The sequence below is a fragment of the Pseudomonas sp. B329 genome, from assembly GCF_023127835.1.
Taxonomy (GTDB): Bacteria; Pseudomonadota; Gammaproteobacteria; order Pseudomonadales; family Pseudomonadaceae; genus Aquipseudomonas; species Aquipseudomonas synxantha_A.
In genome coordinates, this window is the sequence record NZ_SPKP01000022.1 from 299,192 (window position 1) to 316,948 (window position 17,757).

The 17,757-nt window shown below is 61.1% G+C and carries 20 protein-coding genes; 12 read left to right on the forward strand and 8 right to left on the reverse strand.

All coding sequences use genetic code 11. The annotated features are described in order from the left end of the window. Positions 1–56: 56 nt before the first annotated feature. Both hemH and E4P00_RS14815 read right to left on the reverse strand, forming a co-directional pair. Positions 57–1,082 carry a ferrochelatase gene (hemH, locus tag E4P00_RS14810; protein WP_248131869.1) on the reverse strand — a complete coding sequence of 342 codons (1,026 nt, stop codon included), beginning with the start codon at positions 1,080–1,082 and terminating at the stop codon, positions 57–59. A gap of 14 nt (positions 1,083–1,096) precedes the next feature. Further along, positions 1,097–1,996 carry a TIGR01777 family oxidoreductase gene (locus E4P00_RS14815; protein ID WP_248131870.1) on the reverse strand — a complete coding sequence of 300 codons (900 nt, stop codon included), beginning with the start codon at positions 1,994–1,996 and terminating at the stop codon, positions 1,097–1,099. Positions 1,997–2,208: 212 nt separating this feature from the next. On the opposite strand from E4P00_RS14815, the gene E4P00_RS14820 reads away from it, so the two are divergent. From E4P00_RS14820 to E4P00_RS14875, 12 genes are all read left to right on the forward strand, one after another. After that, positions 2,209–3,195: an FAD-dependent oxidoreductase gene (locus tag E4P00_RS14820; protein ID WP_032877989.1), complete on the forward strand. Its 987-nt coding sequence runs from the start codon at positions 2,209–2,211 to the stop codon at positions 3,193–3,195. Further along, positions 3,192–3,407 carry a TIGR02450 family Trp-rich protein gene (locus tag E4P00_RS14825; protein WP_005784634.1) on the forward strand — a complete coding sequence of 72 codons (216 nt, stop codon included), beginning with the start codon at positions 3,192–3,194 and terminating at the stop codon, positions 3,405–3,407. The genes E4P00_RS14820 and E4P00_RS14825 overlap by 4 nt, the downstream gene beginning before the upstream one ends. Before the next feature lie 111 nt (positions 3,408–3,518). After that, positions 3,519–4,478 (forward strand): DUF523 and DUF1722 domain-containing protein, encoded by a 960-nt coding sequence (locus E4P00_RS14830; RefSeq protein ID WP_248131871.1) that lies wholly within the window; start codon positions 3,519–3,521, stop codon positions 4,476–4,478. A gap of 3 nt (positions 4,479–4,481) precedes the next feature. Beyond that, entirely contained in the window at positions 4,482–5,411 is a 930-nt protein-coding gene (locus tag E4P00_RS14835) for a MerR family transcriptional regulator (protein ID WP_032877991.1), read from the forward strand. Further along, positions 5,412–6,854, forward strand: a complete 1,443-nt coding sequence (phrB, locus tag E4P00_RS14840; protein WP_248131872.1) for a deoxyribodipyrimidine photo-lyase — start codon at positions 5,412–5,414, stop codon at positions 6,852–6,854. It abuts the gene before it with no gap. Further along, positions 6,847–7,269, forward strand: coding sequence for a nuclear transport factor 2 family protein (locus E4P00_RS14845; protein ID WP_248131873.1), 423 nt, complete (start codon positions 6,847–6,849; stop codon positions 7,267–7,269). The genes phrB and E4P00_RS14845 overlap by 8 nt, the downstream gene beginning before the upstream one ends. Further along, positions 7,266–8,048 carry an SDR family NAD(P)-dependent oxidoreductase gene (locus tag E4P00_RS14850; RefSeq protein WP_248131875.1) on the forward strand — a complete coding sequence of 261 codons (783 nt, stop codon included), beginning with the start codon at positions 7,266–7,268 and terminating at the stop codon, positions 8,046–8,048. The genes E4P00_RS14845 and E4P00_RS14850 overlap by 4 nt, the downstream gene beginning before the upstream one ends. Further along, entirely contained in the window at positions 8,045–9,292 is a 1,248-nt protein-coding gene (locus tag E4P00_RS14855; protein WP_032877995.1) for an FAD-dependent oxidoreductase, read from the forward strand. The genes E4P00_RS14850 and E4P00_RS14855 overlap by 4 nt, the downstream gene beginning before the upstream one ends. After that, a complete protein-coding gene (locus tag E4P00_RS14860) occupies positions 9,289–10,098 on the forward strand; it encodes a DUF1365 domain-containing protein (RefSeq protein WP_032877996.1) in 810 nt (269 codons plus the stop codon). Before E4P00_RS14855 ends, E4P00_RS14860 begins: the two co-directional genes overlap by 4 nt. Further along, positions 10,085–11,356 carry a cyclopropane-fatty-acyl-phospholipid synthase family protein gene (locus E4P00_RS14865; protein ID WP_078820241.1) on the forward strand — a complete coding sequence of 424 codons (1,272 nt, stop codon included), beginning with the start codon at positions 10,085–10,087 and terminating at the stop codon, positions 11,354–11,356. The genes E4P00_RS14860 and E4P00_RS14865 overlap by 14 nt, the downstream gene beginning before the upstream one ends. Then, entirely contained in the window at positions 11,349–11,840 is a 492-nt protein-coding gene (locus E4P00_RS14870) for a DUF2878 domain-containing protein (protein WP_078820240.1), read from the forward strand. Before E4P00_RS14865 ends, E4P00_RS14870 begins: the two co-directional genes overlap by 8 nt. A gap of 54 nt (positions 11,841–11,894) precedes the next feature. Further along, positions 11,895–12,200 carry a YkgJ family cysteine cluster protein gene (locus E4P00_RS14875; protein ID WP_032803249.1) on the forward strand — a complete coding sequence of 102 codons (306 nt, stop codon included), beginning with the start codon at positions 11,895–11,897 and terminating at the stop codon, positions 12,198–12,200. 137 nt (positions 12,201–12,337) lie between these two features. On the opposite strand, the gene E4P00_RS14880 is transcribed toward E4P00_RS14875, so the two are convergent. From E4P00_RS14880 to hemA, 6 genes are all read right to left on the reverse strand, one after another. Beyond that, positions 12,338–12,856 (reverse strand): acyloxyacyl hydrolase, encoded by a 519-nt coding sequence (locus tag E4P00_RS14880; RefSeq protein ID WP_005784623.1) that lies wholly within the window; start codon positions 12,854–12,856, stop codon positions 12,338–12,340. Positions 12,857–12,966: 110 nt separating this feature from the next. Beyond that, positions 12,967–13,761, reverse strand: a complete 795-nt coding sequence (gene murI, locus E4P00_RS14885; protein ID WP_078820239.1) for a glutamate racemase — start codon at positions 13,759–13,761, stop codon at positions 12,967–12,969. Then, the gene (locus E4P00_RS14890) at positions 13,754–14,509 is read right to left on the reverse strand and encodes a molybdopterin-synthase adenylyltransferase MoeB (RefSeq protein ID WP_216090717.1); all 756 of its coding nucleotides are present in this window, start codon (positions 14,507–14,509) and stop codon (positions 13,754–13,756) included. The genes murI and E4P00_RS14890 overlap by 8 nt, the downstream gene beginning before the upstream one ends. Next, complete coding sequence (gene prmC / locus E4P00_RS14895; protein WP_248131877.1) at positions 14,503–15,333, reverse strand: peptide chain release factor N(5)-glutamine methyltransferase; 831 nt, start codon at positions 15,331–15,333, stop codon at positions 14,503–14,505. The genes E4P00_RS14890 and prmC overlap by 7 nt, the downstream gene beginning before the upstream one ends. Beyond that, positions 15,334–16,416 carry a peptide chain release factor 1 gene (prfA, locus tag E4P00_RS14900; protein ID WP_032878002.1) on the reverse strand — a complete coding sequence of 361 codons (1,083 nt, stop codon included), beginning with the start codon at positions 16,414–16,416 and terminating at the stop codon, positions 15,334–15,336. Further along, a complete protein-coding gene (hemA, locus tag E4P00_RS14905; RefSeq protein WP_032878003.1) occupies positions 16,413–17,702 on the reverse strand; it encodes a glutamyl-tRNA reductase in 1,290 nt (429 codons plus the stop codon). Before hemA ends, prfA begins: the two co-directional genes overlap by 4 nt. Between the last annotated feature and the right edge of the window lie 55 nt (positions 17,703–17,757).

Genomic DNA, 17,757 nt, shown 5'->3' on the forward strand with positions numbered 1-17,757 from the left:
ATCCACCGCCATCGGGAGCAAGCCCCCTCCCACATTTGAGTCACCGCAAGGCTTGACTACAAGGCAACGGGCGCTCGTTCGCACAGGGTATTGAGCGCCGCCGCCCATTGCGGGTCATCATTCAAGCACGGCACCAACACCAACTCCTCGCCCCCCGCCTCGCGGAACTGCTCCCGCCCGCGATCACCAATTTCTTCCAGGGTCTCGATGCAGTCGGCGACAAACGCCGGGCACATCACCAGCAGCTTCTTCACGCCCTGCCGGGCCAGCGCCTCCAGGCGGGCCTCGGTGTAGGGCTCGATCCACTTGGCCCGGCCCAGGCGCGATTGAAACGCCACCGACCACTTGCCATCGGGCAAACCGGCACGCGCGGCAAAATCCCGGGCGACGCTGAAGCATTGGGCGCGATAGCAGGTGGCGAGCACCTCTGGCGATGCGTTCTTGCAGCAGTCGGCACCCTTGAAGCAATGCCCGCCGGTAGGGTCGAGCTTTTTCAGATGGCGCTCGGGCAGGCCATGGAAACTGAGCAGCAAGTGATCGAAATCCTGCTCCAGGTAAGTGCGTGCGCTGGTTACCAGAGCATCGAGGTACTCGGGTTGGTCGTAAAAAGGCTGCAGGATCGAAAACTGGATAGCGAGTTTCTTGTCGCGCACCACGCGTCTGGCTTCTTCTATCACCGTGGTCACGGTGCTGTCGGCAAATTGCGGATACAGCGGCGCCAGTGTCACCTTGCCGATACCCTGGGCGGCCAACCGTGTCAGGGTGATTTCCAGCGACGGCTCGCCATAACGCATTGCCAGTTCCACAGGGCCCTGGGTCCACTGCGCAGTCATCTGCTGTTGCAGACGACGGCTCAAGACCACCAACGGCGAGCCCTCATCCCACCAGATCGACGCATAAGCATGGGCAGACTGCTCAGGGCGCTTGATCAGGATCAGCGACACCAGCAAACGCCGCACCGGCCATGGCAGGTCGATCACATAAGGGTCCATCAGGAACTGATTGAGGTAGCTGCGCACATCAGCCACCGAAGTGGACTTTGGCGAACCCAGGTTGACCAGTAACAACGCGTGATCGGTCATGCAACATCCTATCTTTAGAGGCGGCTGGACAGGTCGTCCAGAGCCGCACGCAACTCAGTGAACTGGAAAGTGAAACCCGCCGCCAGCAGCCGTTCAGGCAAGGCCTTCTGCCCGCCCAGCAACAAACCAGACAATTCGCCCAACCCAACCTTTAGTGCAAACGCCGGCATCGGCATGAACGCCGGGCGGTGCAACACCTGGCCGAGGGTCTTGGCAAACTCGCGATTACGCACCGGGTGTGGCGCGCAAGCATTATAAGGACCGCTGGCGTCAGTCTTGTGCAGAAGAAAATCAATCAGGGCGATTTGATCCTTGATATGCACCCATGGCATCCACTGCCGACCGTTACCGATCGGCCCGCCCAGCGCCAGTTTGAAGGGCAGCAACAGGCGCGACAAAAAGCCGCCCTGCGCCGACAGCACCAGGCCGGTGCGCACCAGCACCACGCGAACGCCCAGGGCTTCGGCACGTTGGGCGGTTTCTTCCCAGGCAATACACAACTGGCTGGGGAAATCGTCCAGCACCGGCCCGCTGGCTTCGGTCAATTCGCGCTCGCCGCCGTCGCCATACCAGCCCACTGCGGAGCCGGAGATCAGTACCGCCGGTTTATGCTCCAGGCTGTCGATCCAGGCCAGCAGGGTTTCGGTGAGGTTGATGCGGCTGCTCCACAGCAATGCCTTGCGCTTGTGGGTCCAGGGCCGGTCAGCGATGGGTGCACCCGCAAGGTTGACCACCGCGTCCACCGCGCCAATCACCTCTTGCAGGCGAGCCACCCCAAGCACCTGTGCGCCGCAGACCCTGGCGACCGTTTCCGGTTGCCGGCTCCACACCGTCAGGCGATGACCCTGGGCGAGCCAGTGTTGGCAAAGTTGACGGCCAATCAGGCCGGTACCGCCGGTCAGCAAAATATGCATGGGACTCTCCTCATGTAACGTTCGCCGCCGCTCACTGGTCTATTTTATAAGCAGGGATCAATTTGATAATCGAGCGTGACGCGCGTTCAAGCCTGAGCTTAACCATAGGTCACGCCACACAATCAGGCACGCCAAAACTTATACCAAAAAACAATATTGTACAGCTATTGGTGTCGGCGTAGTCTGTACCCAACGGTAAAACGAGGCCTCCCATGACTGTCCCCATCGCGATCATCGGCACCGGCATAGCCGGTCTCTCCGCCGCCCGAGCGTTAAAAGACGCGGGCCACACCGTACAACTCTTCGATAAAAGCCGCGGCAGCGGTGGCCGCATGTCCAGCAAGCGCAGCGATGCCGGCGCGCTGGACATGGGCGCGCAATACTTCACCGCCCGCGACCGGCGCTTCGTCAACGAAGTGCAGCGCTGGCAAAGCAATGGCTGGGCCGAACAGTGGAAGCCCCAGCTGTACAACTTCAAGTCCGGCCAACTGACGCCCTCCCCCGATGAACAGATCCGCTGGGTCGGTACACCGCGCATGAGCGCGATCACCCGCGCACTGCTCGATGACCTGCCGGTGGAGTTCGGTTGCCGCATCACCGAGGTGTTCCAGGGCACACAGCACTGGAACCTGCTCGACGCCGACGGTGAGAGTCACGGCCCCTTCAGCCATGTGATCATCGCCACACCGGCCCCTCAGGCCACTGCCCTGCTGGCCGCTGCCCCCAAGCTGGCAAGTGCCGCCGCCGGGGTGAAAATGGACCCGACCTGGGCCATTGCGCTGGCCTTCGACAAGCCCCTGGATACACCGATGGAGGGCTGCTTCGTGCAAGACAGCCCCCTTGACTGGCTGGCGCGCAACCGCAGCAAACCCGGGCGCGACACCACCCTCGACACCTGGGTGCTGCACGCCACCAGCGCCTGGAGCAAGGCGCACCTGGACCTGCCCAAGGAAGCGGTAATCGAGCACTTGCACGGCGCCTTCGCCGAACTGCTGCACAGCGCCATGCCCGCGCCGTCATTCAGCCTGGCACACCGCTGGCTCTACGCTCGTCCGTCGGGCAGCCATGAGTTCGGCGTACTGGCCGATGCCGACCTGGGCCTGTTCGTCTGCGGCGACTGGTGCCTTTCGGGCCGGGTGGAAGGCGCCTGGCTCAGTGGCCAGGAAGCGGCACGACGCTTGATCGCACACCTGCAATGAACCGCCTCAACCCCAGCAAGCTGCTGCTGTCGAAATGGACGGCAGCACAGCCACGCAACAAGGAAAAACACTTTTTGGTCACCGAGTTGTTTCGTGATGACGAAGGCACGGTGCTGGAAATCGAGCTGCAAGCGGTGCTGACCCACCGTGCCGAACGCCTGCCATGGCAGACCCTGCAAAACGCCGAGTGCTGGAAAATCGGCTGGAAGTAACGCTGCAAAAAACCTATACAAACTATTTGACTTGTACAACATCGAATCTATGATGAGACGTAGTTGTACAAACTTTATAAGTTGTACAGGATTATTGCAGAGGTTTTGGGTATGTCGAGTAGTACAAAACCGAAGATCGCCATCAGCGCCTGCCTCCTTGGCGAAAACGTGCGCTTTAACGGTGGGCATAAACAGTCGCTGCTGTGCACCCAGACACTCAGCGACTACTTCGACTTCGTGCCGTTGTGCCCGGAAGTTGCCATCGGCATGGGCATCCCCCGCGAGCCAATCCGGCTGGTAGGCGACCCTGCGCAGCCGCAAGCCGTTGGCACGGTAAACCGTGAACTCAACGTCACGCAGCCACTGCACGACTACGGCCAGCAAATGGCCCAGGCACACACCGACCTGTGCGGTTATATCTTCATGCAGAAGTCGCCATCGTGCGGCCTGGAGCGGGTCAAGGTGTACCGCGCCAACGGCACGCCCGTTGACGGTGGCGGCCGCGGCATTTACGCCCAGGCGTTTTGTGCGCGCCACCCTAACCTGCCGGTAGAAGAAGACGGCCGGCTGAACGACCCTGTGTTGCGGGAAAACTTCCTGACCCGCGTATTCGTGTATGCCAGCTGGCAACAACTGCTGGCCGAGGGGCTCACCCGCCACGGCTTGCTGACGTTTCACTCGCGCTACAAATACCTGCTGATGGCCCACAGCCCGGCGCATTACAAAAGCCTGGGCCATTTGCTCGGCAGCATGGGCAAGGACGTCGATCTCCAGGCTCTGGCCCACGGCTACTTCGGCGAGCTGATGACGGGCCTGAAGAAGTGCGCCACCCGCGGCACACACAGCAATGTGCTGCAACACATCAGCGGCTACCTCAAGCAAGTCATCAGCGCCGATGACAAACAGGAAATGCAAACCGTGATCAGCCAGTACCGTCAAGGCATCGTGCCGCTGGTAGTGCCACTCACCCTGCTCAAGCATCACTTTCGCCAACATCCGGACCGTTACATCGCGCAGCAGGCCTACCTGCAACCGCACCCGGAAAACCTCAGCCTGCGTAATGCGATATAACCCATGAAAGCTGCCCTGCTTGACGAACCCGGCGAAGACATTGCCCTGGCCATTGAAAACGGCTGGTTGCCAATCCGCGAAGTGGCGCGCCAGACCGGCGTCAACGCCGTGACCCTGCGCGCCTGGGAGCGCCGCTACGGCCTAATCGTGCCCCAGCGCACGCCCAAGGGGCACCGGCTGTTCAGTGCCGAACATGTACAACGCATCCACGCCATCCTCACCTGGCTCAATCGAGGCGTGCCGGTCAGTCAGGTCAAAGGCTTGATCGACTCAGCCCAGGCCAGCCCCGCGCCCATGGAAAACGAGTGGCACGCCCTGCGCCAGCATTTGGTGGATGCCATCAGCGAACTGGCCGAACGCCGGGTCGATGACGCCTTCAACCAGGCCATGGCGCTCTACCCGCCACGCACCTTGTGCGAGCAATTGATGCTGCCGCTGCTCAAGGAGCTGGAACAACGGTGGCAGGGCCAGTTCGGCGCGCAGATGGAGCGGGCGTTTTTCCTGTCGTGGCTGCGCAGCAAGTTCGGCGCGCGGATTTATCACAACAATCGCCAACTCCACGGCGCGCCGCTGCTGCTGGTCAACCATTCCGACTTACCGCTGGAACCGCACCTGTGGCTCAGCGCCTGGCTGGCGAGCAGCGCCGACTGCCCGGTGGAAGTATTCGATTGGCCGCTGCCTGCCGGCGAACTGGCCCTGGCGGTGGAACACCTGCAACCACGCGCCGTGCTGTTGTATTCGAGCAAGACCCTCCATTTGTCGACACTGACAAAACTATTGGGCGACGTCAGTTGCCCAATAGTGATTGCCGGCCCGACGGTGCGCATTCACAACGCCGAGTTGTCCGTACTCACCCGCGACATCCCTGAGTTGTTCATGGCGCAAGACCCGTTGTCGGCCCACCAATTATTGATCCAGCGTGGAATCGTCTAAATGCATCTGATCTGGCTGCGCACCGACTTGCGCCTGCACGACAACACGGCCCTTGCTGCTGCGTGCCAGCGTGGCCCCGTCGCGGCCATTTACCTGATCACTCCCCAGCAGTGGCTGGCCCACGATGACGCGCCGTGCAAAATAGATTTCTGGCTGCGCAACCTGCAGCACTTGAGCCAGGCGCTGGGCGAACTGAACATCCCTTTATTGATCCGCTACGCCGCGACCTGGGACCAGGCGCCCGCTGCACTGAGCGAACTGTGCCGGGAACTGTCGGTGGAGTCTGTGCACGTCAACGAGGAATACGGCATCCACGAGAGCCAGCGTGATGCTGGCGTGGGAGAGACGCTGCAAACGCAGGGAATCACGTTTCACAGCTACCTGGACCAACTGTTTTTCCAACCCGGTAGCGTACTGACCAAGACCGGCACCTATTTCCAAGTGTTCAGCCAGTTTCGCAAGGTTTGCTACAACCGCCTGCACAGCGCCCTGCCGCGCCAGGTGGCAACGCCGAAAGCTCAGGCCAGGCTCGACGTGAGAAGCGATCCGGTGCCGACCACGGTCGACGGTTTCGAGTCGCCCAGCGAAACCTTGCGCGCCCTGTGGCCAGCCGGTGAAGACGAGGCGCGCCGCCGCCTCGACGCCTTCACCGACGAGCAGATCAGCTATTACAAGGACGAGCGCGACTTCCCAGCCAAACCCGGTACCAGCCAGCTTTCGGCCTACCTCGCCGCCGGTGTGGTTTCGCCGCGCCAGTGCCTGCACGCTGCGCTGCAAACCAATCAGGGCGAGTTCGAAAGCGGCGACATCGGCGCCATCACCTGGATCAACGAGCTGCTATGGCGCGAGTTCTATAAACACATTCTGGTCGGCTACCCACGGGTGTCCCGCCACCGCGCCTTTCGCCCGGAAACCGAAGCGCTGGCCTGGCGCAATGCCCCCGAAGACCTCGCGGCCTGGCAACAGGCGCGCACGGGCTTGCCGATCATCGACGCGGCCATGCGCCAATTGCTGGAAACCGGCTGGATGCACAACCGCCTGCGCATGGTGGTGGCGATGTTCCTGACCAAGAACCTGCTGATCGACTGGCGCGAAGGCGAGCGCTTTTTTATGCGCCACCTGATCGACGGCGACCTGGCGGCCAATAATGGCGGTTGGCAGTGGAGCTCATCGACCGGTACCGACTCGGCACCGTATTTCCGGATTTTCAGCCCGTTGAGCCAATCGGAGAAATTCGACGGCGACGGCATTTTCATCAAGCGCTGGCTGCCGGAACTGGCCACGCTGAATAAAAAAGAAGTGCATAACCCGGCAGCGGCTGGCGGTTTGTTTGGCGTGGCGGATTACCCCTGCGCCATCGTCGACCTCAAAGCCTCTCGGGAACGCGCATTGGCTGCCTTTCGCCGCCTGCCTTCACGTCAGGAGATGGCCGATCATGAGTGACTTCCTGCGCCGCTTCGCCGAAGCCTTCACTACGCTGGACAAGCACAACCTGCACCTGCTTGGCAGTTTGTACAGTGATGACATTGTATTTGCCGACCCGCTGCATGAAGTCCATGGGCTGCCCGAACTGCAGCGTTATTTCGCTCAGCTATACAGCAACGTCAGCCAACTGGATTTCGAGTTTCAGGGTTTCGACCAGACGGCCGAAGGCGAAGGCTACCTGCGCTGGATCATGAGTTTTCGTCATCCGCGCCTGGCCGCAGGCAAGATGATCCGGGTAGAGGGCTGTTCCCACTTGATGTGGCGCGACAAGGTCTACCGGCATCGTGATTACTTCGATGCGGGCGCACTGCTTTATGAACATGTGCCGATTCTCGGCCGCGTCATCAGTTGGCTGAAAAGGAGAATGGGATGAGCCTTGCATCGCCCCGCCGTTATTGGCTGACCGGCGCCAGCAGTGGCATCGGCGCCGCATTGGCCGTAGAACTGCTCAACAGTGGCGCCCATGTGGCCCTCAGTTCCCGCACCAAAGGCCCGCTGGAAGCACTCGCCCATCGTTATCCAGGGCAAGTGCTGGTGGTGGCCGGCGACCTGACCGACAGCCAGACCGTGCGCGAGATCGGTGAACACATCGCCCATGTCTGGGGTGAGTTGGACACGGTGATCCTCAATGCCGGCACCTGTGAATATGTCGACGCCCGGCAATTTGACGCTTCGATCATCGAACATGTGGTGCGTACCAATCTGTTGGCCAGCAGTTATTGCATCGAGGCCGCGCTGCCGCTGTTGCGCGCGGGGCGTACCCCGCATCTGGTGGGCGTGGCCAGCGCGGTGACTTACCTGCCGATGCCACGCGCCGAAGCCTATGGCGCATCCAAGGCCGGCCTGCGTTACCTGTTCGAGTCCCTGCGCATCAGCCTGTCACCGGAAAACATCGACGTCACCGTGATCAGCCCAGGCTTTGTTGACACACCGCTGACCGAACGCAATGACTTCCCGATGCCCCTGAGCTGGTCCGCCGACAAGGCGGCGCGGCACATCTTTGCGAAACTGGAGAAACGCCCGCTGGAAATTGCCTTCCCGGCCATGTTCATTGCCACCCTGTGGCCGCTGTCGAAGTTGCCTAACCGCGCGCAATTGATCATCGGCAAGCGCATGTTGCGCAGCCCGCCACCGAAAAAGGACATTCCGTGAAGATCGCCATTGTCGGCAGCGGTATCGCCGGGCTGACCAGCGCCTACCTGCTCAGCCGCCGCCACGACATCACGGTGTTCGAAGCGGGCGACCGCATCGGCGGGCACACGCACACAGTCCACGTTACCGTAGAGGGCGAACGCTATGCCGTGGACACCGGCTTTATTGTGTTCAACGACTGGACCTACCCCAACTTCATCCAGTTGCTGGGCCAGATCGGCGTGACGTTCAAACCCACCGAAATGAGCTTTTCGGTGTGTGACCAAAGCAGCGGGTTCGAGTACAACGGCAACAACCTCAACAGCTTGTTTGCCCAACGCCGCAATATTCTGTCGCCCGGGTTCTGGGGCATGTTGCGCGATATCCTGCGCTTCAACCGCCAAGCGCCTTTGGACCTGCAAGAGCAGCGTATCAGTGCCGAGATGACCCTCGGTGACTACCTCGCAGCCGGCGGTTACGGCCAAAGGTTTATCCGCCACTACATCGTGCCAATGGGGGCTGCGATATGGTCAATGTCCCTTTCGGACATGCTCGGTTTCCCACTGCAATTCTTCGTGCGCTTCTTCAAGAACCACGGCTTGTTGTCGGTCAACAACCGGCCGCAATGGTGCGTGATCGAAGGCGGTTCAAGCAGCTACATCGAACCGCTGACCCGCAGTTTTCGCGAGCGTGTGCGCCTCGGTTGCCCTGTGCATAAAGTGCAACGCACCGACAATGGCGTGGTTATCCACAGCCCGTACGGCAGCGAAACCTTCGACCGGGTGGTATTGGCCTGCCACAGTGATCAGGCCCTGGCATTGCTTGACGACCCGAGCCAGGCCGAACAAGAGATCCTCGGCGCCCTACCCTACGCCGACAACGACGTAGTGCTGCACACCGACACGCGCTTGCTGCCTGACCGCGAGCTGGCCTGGGCCAGTTGGAATTACCGGCTGACCGGCCACTCGCAGAATCAGGCCGCCGTCACCTACGACATGAACATCCTGCAGGGCATCGACAGCGACACCACGTTTTGTGTCAGCCTCAACCAGACGCAAGTGATCAACCCGTTGAAGATCCTCGCGCGCTACACCTACGCCCATCCGCAGTACAGCCTGGCCGCCGTGGCCGCTCAAGCACGCTGGGAAGAATTGCACGGCACCCGCAACACCTTCTACTGCGGCGCGTACTGGGCCAACGGCTTCCACGAAGACGGCGTGGTCAGTGCCCTGCGCGTGGCCCAGGCGTTCGGGGAAAGCCTGTGAACAGCGCCCTGTACAGCGGCTGGATCGCCCATCGCCGGTTTACGCCCAGGGCCCACGCTTTTCGCTACCGCATCGGCCTGCTGTATCTGGACCTCAGCGAACAGGATGCAGTACTCGGGCTTTCACCCCTGGCCGGCACTGGTCGCCTGGCGCCTTTCGGCTTTCGCCAGCAGGATTACCTGCGTGAACTCACGCGCCACGGCATGAGTTTGAGCGATGCCGTGCGCCACGAAGTCGGCAAAGCTCTGGGGCGAACACCCCAGGGCGCTATCTGCCTGCTGACCCAGGCCCGCAGTTGGGGCCTGGCGTTTAACCCGGTGAGTTTCTTCTACTGCTTCGAGGCCGACGGGCAGTTGGCCGCGATTCTGTGTGAAGTGACCAACACGCCATGGCGCGAGCGCTATCACTACGTGCTGCCGGCCCAGCCCCTCGACGCCGATGAGCATCAGCACTTCGCCGTGGCCAAGGGGTTCCATGTGTCGCCCTTCTTACCGCGCGACCTGGAATATCGCATGAGTTTCAGCCCTCCATCTGCCCGGCTCGGCGTGCACATGGCCGACTGGCAGGGCACGCAAAAGGTTTTCGACGCCACCTTGAGCCTGGAAAAACACTCACTCAGCCGCGCAAGCCTGCATCAATATTTGTGGCGTTTCCCCTGGATGACCGCCAAGACCTGCCTGGCAATCTACTGGCAAGCCTTGCGCCTGCTGCTCAAGCGCACACCGATTTTTTCCCACCGGGCCGCCGATGGCGCCTCTCGCACCGCAGTCGGGTACACCAAGGATCGCCGCCATGAAACACCCTAGTTTATCGGTCAAGGCTAACCGCCTGAACGTCAATGGCATGACCGCTGCGCTGTTGCGCAAGGCGGTGCTGCGCCAGCTCAGCCAACTGCGTCACGGCCAGTTGGTGGTGATCGAAGACGGCGAGCGACAAGTGTTCGGCGCGCGGGAAGCGCACCTGTTAGGCGAAATTCAGATTCTCGACTCGGCGGTATGGGGCCTGGTGGCCGCCAATGGTTCGATCGGCGCCGGCGAGGCGTTTATCCATGGTTACTGGACCAGTCCCGACCTCACCGCCGTGGTCCGGGTGATGGTCAGCAACCTGGAAGTGCTCGACGCCATGGAAGGTGGCCTGGCACGCATGGCCCGCCCGTTCACCCAAGGCCTGCACTGGCTCAACCGCAACACACGCAAGGGCTCGCAGAAAAACATCGCCGCCCATTACGACCTGGGCAACGACCTGTTCGAAGAGTTTCTCGACCCGACCATGATGTACTCGGCGGGGCAGTTTTTGACACCCGATGACAGCCTGGAACAAGCGCAACTGAACAAGCTGGAGCGCATCTGCCAGAAACTGGCGCTCAAGCCCAGCGACCATCTGCTGGAAATCGGCACCGGCTGGGGCAGCATGGCGTTGTATGCGGCGCAGCATTACGGCTGCAAGGTCACCACCACGACCCTGTCCAAGGAGCAATTCGCCTACACCGAAAAACGCATCCAGACGCAGGGCCTGCAAGATCAAGTGACCTTGCTGCTCAGCGATTACCGCGACCTCACCGGCGAGTATGACAAGCTGGTGTCGATCGAGATGATCGAAGCGGTGGGCCATCGGTTCCTGCCGACCTATTTCAAACAATGTGCGCACTTGCTCAAGCCCAACGGCCTGATGCTGCTGCAAGCCATCACCATTCGCGAACAGCGCTTTGAGCAGGCCAAGCGCAGCGTCGACTTCATCCAGCGCTACATTTTCCCCGGTGGCGCCCTGCCCTGTGTCCAGAACATGCTGCACATCGTCAGCCGCGACACCGACATGAACCTGCTGCACATGGAGGACTTCGGCCTGCACTACGCCCGTACCCTGCGCCTGTGGCATGAAAACTTCCGCCGCGCCCATGGCCGTCTCATGGAATTGGGCTACGACGAATATTTCCTGCGTTTGTGGGAGTTCTACCTGTGCTATTGCGAAGGCGGGTTTATGGAACGCACCATTGGTACCGCACAACTGCTGCTGGCCAAACCCGCGGCGATCAACCCGCCATTGCTTGGGCGCTTCAGTGCTTAAAACCCTGGCCAATGCCGCGCTGTTCCAATGCGGCTGGTTTGCCTGCGTACTCGGCGGCGACAGCCCATGGCTGCTGGTGGGTTTGGCGGCACTGGGCGTGCATCTGCTGTGGATAAGTTCGCCGGCGGATGACGGCATGCTCGTGCTCAACGTGACACTGGCGGGCACACTGCTGGACACGCTGTTGCGCACCCTGGGCGTTTTCCACTTCAGCGAGCCTGGGCCGTTGATTCCATTCTGGTTGATCGTACTGTGGGCGCTGCTGGCCACGACCCTGCGCCATTGCCTGGCCTGGAGTGCACGGCCCTGGTGGCTGGCCGGCCTGTTGGGCGCAGTGGGTGGGCCTTTGTCTTATTACGCCGGCAGCCAATTGGCCGGTGTGGGTTTTGGCTACGGCACGGCAGCCACTCTGACCGGTCTGGCGTTGTTATGGGCCATGCTGTTCCCCTTGCTGCACGGGCTCGCGCGCAAGCTAGAACACTGACGCTTGTCCGAGCATTCATACACGTTTAACGCACTTGCCTTACACTGCGCGGCTATGACCAACATCCCCCATATCCAAATCACTGAACCGGCCGTCACCTGCTCGACGTGCGCGGCCTGCTGCTGTCAGCTGGAAGTCATGCTGATCACCGACACCGGCGTGCCGCAGCGCTTTATCGATACCGATGAGTGGGGCGGCGAAGTGATGCTGCGCCTGGACGACGGCTGGTGCGCGGCACTGGATCGAGACACGATGATGTGCACGATCTATGCGCTTCGACCGCTGATTTGCCGGGAGTTCGAGATGGGAGCGCCGGAGTGTCTTGAAGAGCGAGAAGGCATCGCGACGGTCTACCGCTGATCCTGCAATGAGCAAAGATCTAAATGTGGAAGCGGGCTTGCTCGCGAAGGCGGTGGGTCAGTCTATGCATGTGCTAGCTGATACACCGCTTTCGCGAGCAAGCCCGCTCCCACAGGGGGGGCTTCGTTGTTGTTGAATTACAACGGCATGGTGTAGTGCAACGAGTAGCTCTCTACCCCATCGTTATTGCTGCTGATGCCGGCGTTGGAATAGTGCGTGGCGCGAATACCCACTTCATGCCCACCGGTAAACCGCAGGCCGAAACCCAGGCGGTCTTCGAACTGAAAGGCTTGGCCGATGTTGTTGTCTTCCAGCCGAGTGCGGGAGAACACCGCCACGCCGATACCGGCTTCGATGTAGGGCTTGACTGACTGGCCGGCAAACTCATACACAAACACCGGCGAGAACGACAGGCTGCTGGCACCTGCACGGTCATCACCTTCCCAATACGTGTAGGCGCCGCTCCAGTAGCCGGTCAGACGGCCAACATCGCTTTGCATCCAGCTTTTATCCCAATCCGAAGTCAGGCCCAGTCGATAGGTCAACGTCGAATCACTGGTACTCCCCAACCCGAACTCCAGGCCGGCGGCCTGGGCTGAAACAGAGTGTCCCAACACAGCGGCCGCAATCGCAGCCAAACAGAACAAGCGCTTCATAAGAAACATCCTTCCAAACGAAGTTATATAGTTTTAAACAGGCTAACTGGCTATAGAAGCTGACGTAGAGCCGGAAGTTCAGCTTTTATCAGCACCATTTCACGAAATTTTCACGAGCCAAAGCTTCGCACAACTCCGGGATGTTTCCAAAGTGTCGGTAGGATATTTCTTAGGTGGGTCAGATCGCCGCTGGTCCAGAACTGTGCAGTGTCGGGATTGCCAGCTGCCAGCAGGTCGCGCCCATCCAGCAAGCGCTTGAGCTGGCGCGCCACGGCGGCGCCGGTGTCGATCAGGATAATGCTGGGGGGCAGCATCTGCGCCAGGAGCGGCTTGAGGAAGGGATAGTGGGTGCAACCCAGGATGATGGTGTCGCAACCGGCGCTGAGCAGTGGCTCGATATAGCCCTGCAACAGTATGTGCAAAGCCGGGCTGTTCAGGTCGCCGGCTTCAATCAGCTCCACCAGGCCCGGACAGGGTTGGGTCACCACTCGTACATCAGTGGCGAAGCGGTCGAGCAAGGCCGCGAATTTGGCGCTTTGCAGCGTGCCGGTGGTGGCGAGCACACCCACCACGCCGCTGCGGGTAGCGGCAGCAGCGGGCTTGACCGCAGGCTCCATGCCGACCAAGAGCCAATCTGGGTAGTCCTGGCGCAAATCGGCAACGGCGGCGACCGTTGCGGTGTTACACGCGATCACAAATGCCTTGGCACCGCGCTCGCGGAAAAACTCGGCGACGGTTCGAGAACGCTCAAGGATGAAAGTGGGCGTTTTCTCTCCATAGGGGATATGCCCGCAGTCGGCCACATACAGCAGCGATTCATGGGGCAATAACTGCTGGATTTCCTCCAGCACCGTCAGGCCGCCGACGCCGGAGTCGAACACACCGATGGGCGCGCCCTTAACCATGCCGGGTTCCACACACGCTGCAACCCGGGTCGCGCTTGACGCGCAATTCGCGAAAACGCGTGGTCAAGGCGTCGATCAGCAACAGGCGACCCACCAGCGGCTCACCGAAACCTGCCAGCAGCTTCAAGGCTTCCAGCGCTTGCAGGCTACCGACCAGCCCCACCAACGGCCCGACCACACCGGCTTCGCTGCAGGTCAGTTCGGTGTCGCTGCCGTGCCCGTATAAACAGTGGTAGCACGGGCTGTCGGCGCGACGCGGGTCGAACACCGACAATTGCCCCTCAAGGCGAATGGCCGCGCCACTGATCAATGGCTTGCCCACCACGACGCAGGCCGCATTCACCGCTTCGCGGGTAGAGAAGTTGTCGCTGCAATCGAGCACCACATCCACCGCGCCGATTGCAGAGACCAGCGAGTCAGCATCCAGCGCCACGCGATGGGCGGTCAGGGTGATTTCAGGGTTGAGCGCGTTCAGGCGACGCATGGCCGAATCAACCTTGGTCTGCCCTACGCTGTGGGTGTCATGGATGATCTGGCGTTGCAGGTTGGTCAAATCGACCGTGTCAAAATCCGCCAGGTGCAGCTCACCTACACCGGCAGCGGCGAGGTAGAGTGCAACCGGAGCGCCCAGGCCACCGAGGCCGACGATCAACGCGCGGCTCTGTTTCAGGCGCAACTGCCCTTCGATGTCGACATGCTGCAACAGAATCTGCCGGCTATAACGCAACAGCTCCTGATCGGTCAGCACGGTCGGTGCCCCAGGGTGATACGTTCGTGACCGCCAAGATCGATACGACTGTGTACGCCTTCAAAACCCTGGCTCAACAACAAGTCACGCACAGCCAAGGCCTGGTCGTAGCCGTGCTCAAGCAACAGCCAGCCGCCAGCATTCAGATAGGCAGGTGATTCATTGATGATCAGGCGCAAATCGTCCAGGCCATCAGGCCCGGCCACCAGGGCGCTCGCCGGCTCAAACCGTACATCCCCCGCCACCAGATGCGGATCGTTGTCGGCAATGTAGGGCGGGTTGCTGATGATCAAGTCAAAGCGATCGCCTTGCAGGGCGCTGAACCAATGGCTGTTCAGCACCGTCGCGTTATTGAGGTGCAGACGCTGGCGGTTGCGCTCGGCCAGGGCCACCGCTTCGAGCACGCGATCAACGGCGGTGACTTGCCAGGCCGGGCGTTCGCTGGCCAACGCCAAGGCAATGGCGCCACTGCCGGTGCCCAGGTCCAGGACTTTGGCCGGGGTAGCAGGCAGCAGTTCCAGAGCGGCTTCCACCAGCAATTCGGTTTCCGGGCGCGGAATCAGCGTGTGCGGCGCGACTTCCAGATCCAGCTTCCAGAAGCCTTGCTGGCCGAGGATATAGGCCACCGGCTCGCCGCTGCGGCGGCGCTGCAGGTAGTCGCCAAAGGTCAGGGCGTCTTCGCTGCTGACGATCTTTTCCGGCCAGGTGTGCAGGTAGCTGCGGGACTTGCCCAGGGCGGCGGCCAGCAGCAGTTCCACATCCAGGCGCGCGGTGGGCGAATCGGGCAAGTCGGCCGCGCGCAGCAGGCTGGCTATGATGGTCATTTATTCACCTATCGCGGCCAGTTGATCCGCCTGATATTCGGCGAGCAACGGCTCGATCACCGCATCCACGCCGCCCGCGAGAATCTCGTCCAGGGAATAAAGGGTGAGATTGACACGATGGTCGGTCACCCGGCCTTGGGCAAAGTTGTAGGTTCGGATGCGCTCGGAGCGATCGCCCGAGCCCACCAGCAGCTTACGCTCGCTGGCAATCGCGTTGGCGGCGGCGCTGGTTTGCTGGTCGTTCAACTTGGCCGACAGCCAGGACATGGCCCGCGCCCGGTTCTTGTGCTGGGAACGCTCTTCCTGGCATTCCACCACGATGCCCGACGGCAAGTGGGTAATCCGAATCGCCGAGTCGGTCTTGTTGACGTGCTGGCCACCGGCGCCCGACGAGCGGTAGGTGTCGACACGCAAGTCCGCGGGGTTGATCTCGATGGCTTCCTGCTCGTCCGGCTCAGGCAACACCGCCACGGTGCACGCCGAGGTATGGATACGGCCCTGGGACTCAGTCGCAGGGACACGCTGCACACGGTGGGCGCCGGATTCGAACTTCAGCTTGCCGTAGACGTTGTCACCTTCGACCCGAGCAATGACTTCTTTATAGCCACCGTGTTCACCTTCGTTCTCGGACAGGATCTCGACCCGCCAGCCGCGTCGTTCGGCGTAGCGCGAATACATGCGGAACAGGTCGCCGGAGAAAATCGCCGCCTCGTCGCCACCGGTACCGGCGCGGATTTCGAGGAACACGTTGCGCCCGTCGTTAGGGTCCTTGGGCAGCAACATGCGTTGCAGGTCGCCTTCCAGTTCGGCGAGTTTTTCCTTGGCCTCGCGGACTTCTTCCACGGCCATTTCACGCATGTCCGGGTCATTGTCCTTGAGCAGCGCCTGGGCGCCTTCGAGGTCAGCCTGCACTTTGGTGAGATGTTTGTAGGTGGCTACAATCGGCTCAACTTCGGCGTACTCCTTGGAATAAGCGCGAAACTTGGCCTGATCAGAAATGACCTCGCCGTCGCCGAGCAAGGCGGTCAGTTCTTCGAAACGGTCCTGGAGCACGTCCAGTTTATTGAGCAGTGACGCTTTCATTGCGGTTTTTTATCCGAAGAGCTGTCTGACGCGCCCTCACCGAGGGCAAAGAGTTCCTGAGCCATGGCCAGCGCATCGAGGCGGCCTTCGGCGGTAAGCTTTTTCAACTGAACGCTGGGTGCATGGAGCAGTTTGTTGGTCAGGCCACGGGCCAATTGCATCAGCACCTCTTCGGCGCTGCTGCCGTTGGCGAGCAGACGCTGGGCCTTGAGCAACTCTTCATCACGCAGGCGCTCGCCCTGCTGACGATACGCCTTGAGCACATCCACCGCCGCCAATTCACGCAGGCGCACCATGAAATCTTCAGCACCGGTGCTGACCATCTCCTCAGCGGCTTGGGCGGCACCCTGGCGGCTTTTGAGGTTCTCGGCGACCACTTCATGCAGATCGTCGACGCTATAGAGGTAAACGTCGTCCAACTCGCCGACTTCGGGTTCGATATCCCGGGGAACGGCGATATCCACCATGAAGATCGGCTTGTGCTTGCGCAGTTTCAACGCGCTCTCGACCGCACCTTTGCCGAGGATCGGCAACTGACTGGCGGTGGAGCTGATAACGATATCACTGCGTACCAGTTCAGCCGGAATGTCTGACAACAGCACGGCATGGGCACCGAACTGTTCGGCGAGGATACTCGCCCGTTCGAGCGTGCGGTTGGCGACAACGATGCGCTTCACGCCTAAATCGTGCAGGTGCCGGGCTACCAGGGTAATGGTTTCACCGGCACCTATCAGCAGCGCCTGGCTGCGCTGCAAGTCGCTGAAAATCTGCTTGGCCAGGCTGACAGCGGCAAAGGCCACCGACACCGGGTTTTCGCCGATCGCCGTGTCGGTACGCACCTGCTTGGCCGAATTGAAGGTGGCCTGGAACAGGCGCCCCAGCAGCGGGCCGACCGTGCCGGCCTCACGCGCTACGGCATAGGCAGACTTCATCTGGCCAAGAATTTGCGGTTCGCCCAACACCAGCGAGTCGAGACCGGCCGCCACACGCATCATGTGACGAACTGCCGCATCCTCTTCATGCACATAGGCACTGGCGCGCAGGTCATCGAGGCTCAAATGGTGATAATCGGCCAGCCAGCGCAGTACCACATCCGCTGAAAGATGTTCCTGCTCTATATAGAGCTCGCTGCGATTGCAGGTCGAAAGGATCGCAGCTTCGCGGCTGTCGGTGAGCCGGCAGAGCTGCTGCAAGGCCTCAACCAACTGCTCTGGCGTAAACGCCACGCGCTCGCGCACGTCTACGGAGGCAGTCTTGTGGTTAATACCGAGTGCGAGGAAGGCCATTCAATATCGCTGATGATGTCGGGAAGCCGACAATTGTCCTACTTCGAAAGATCCA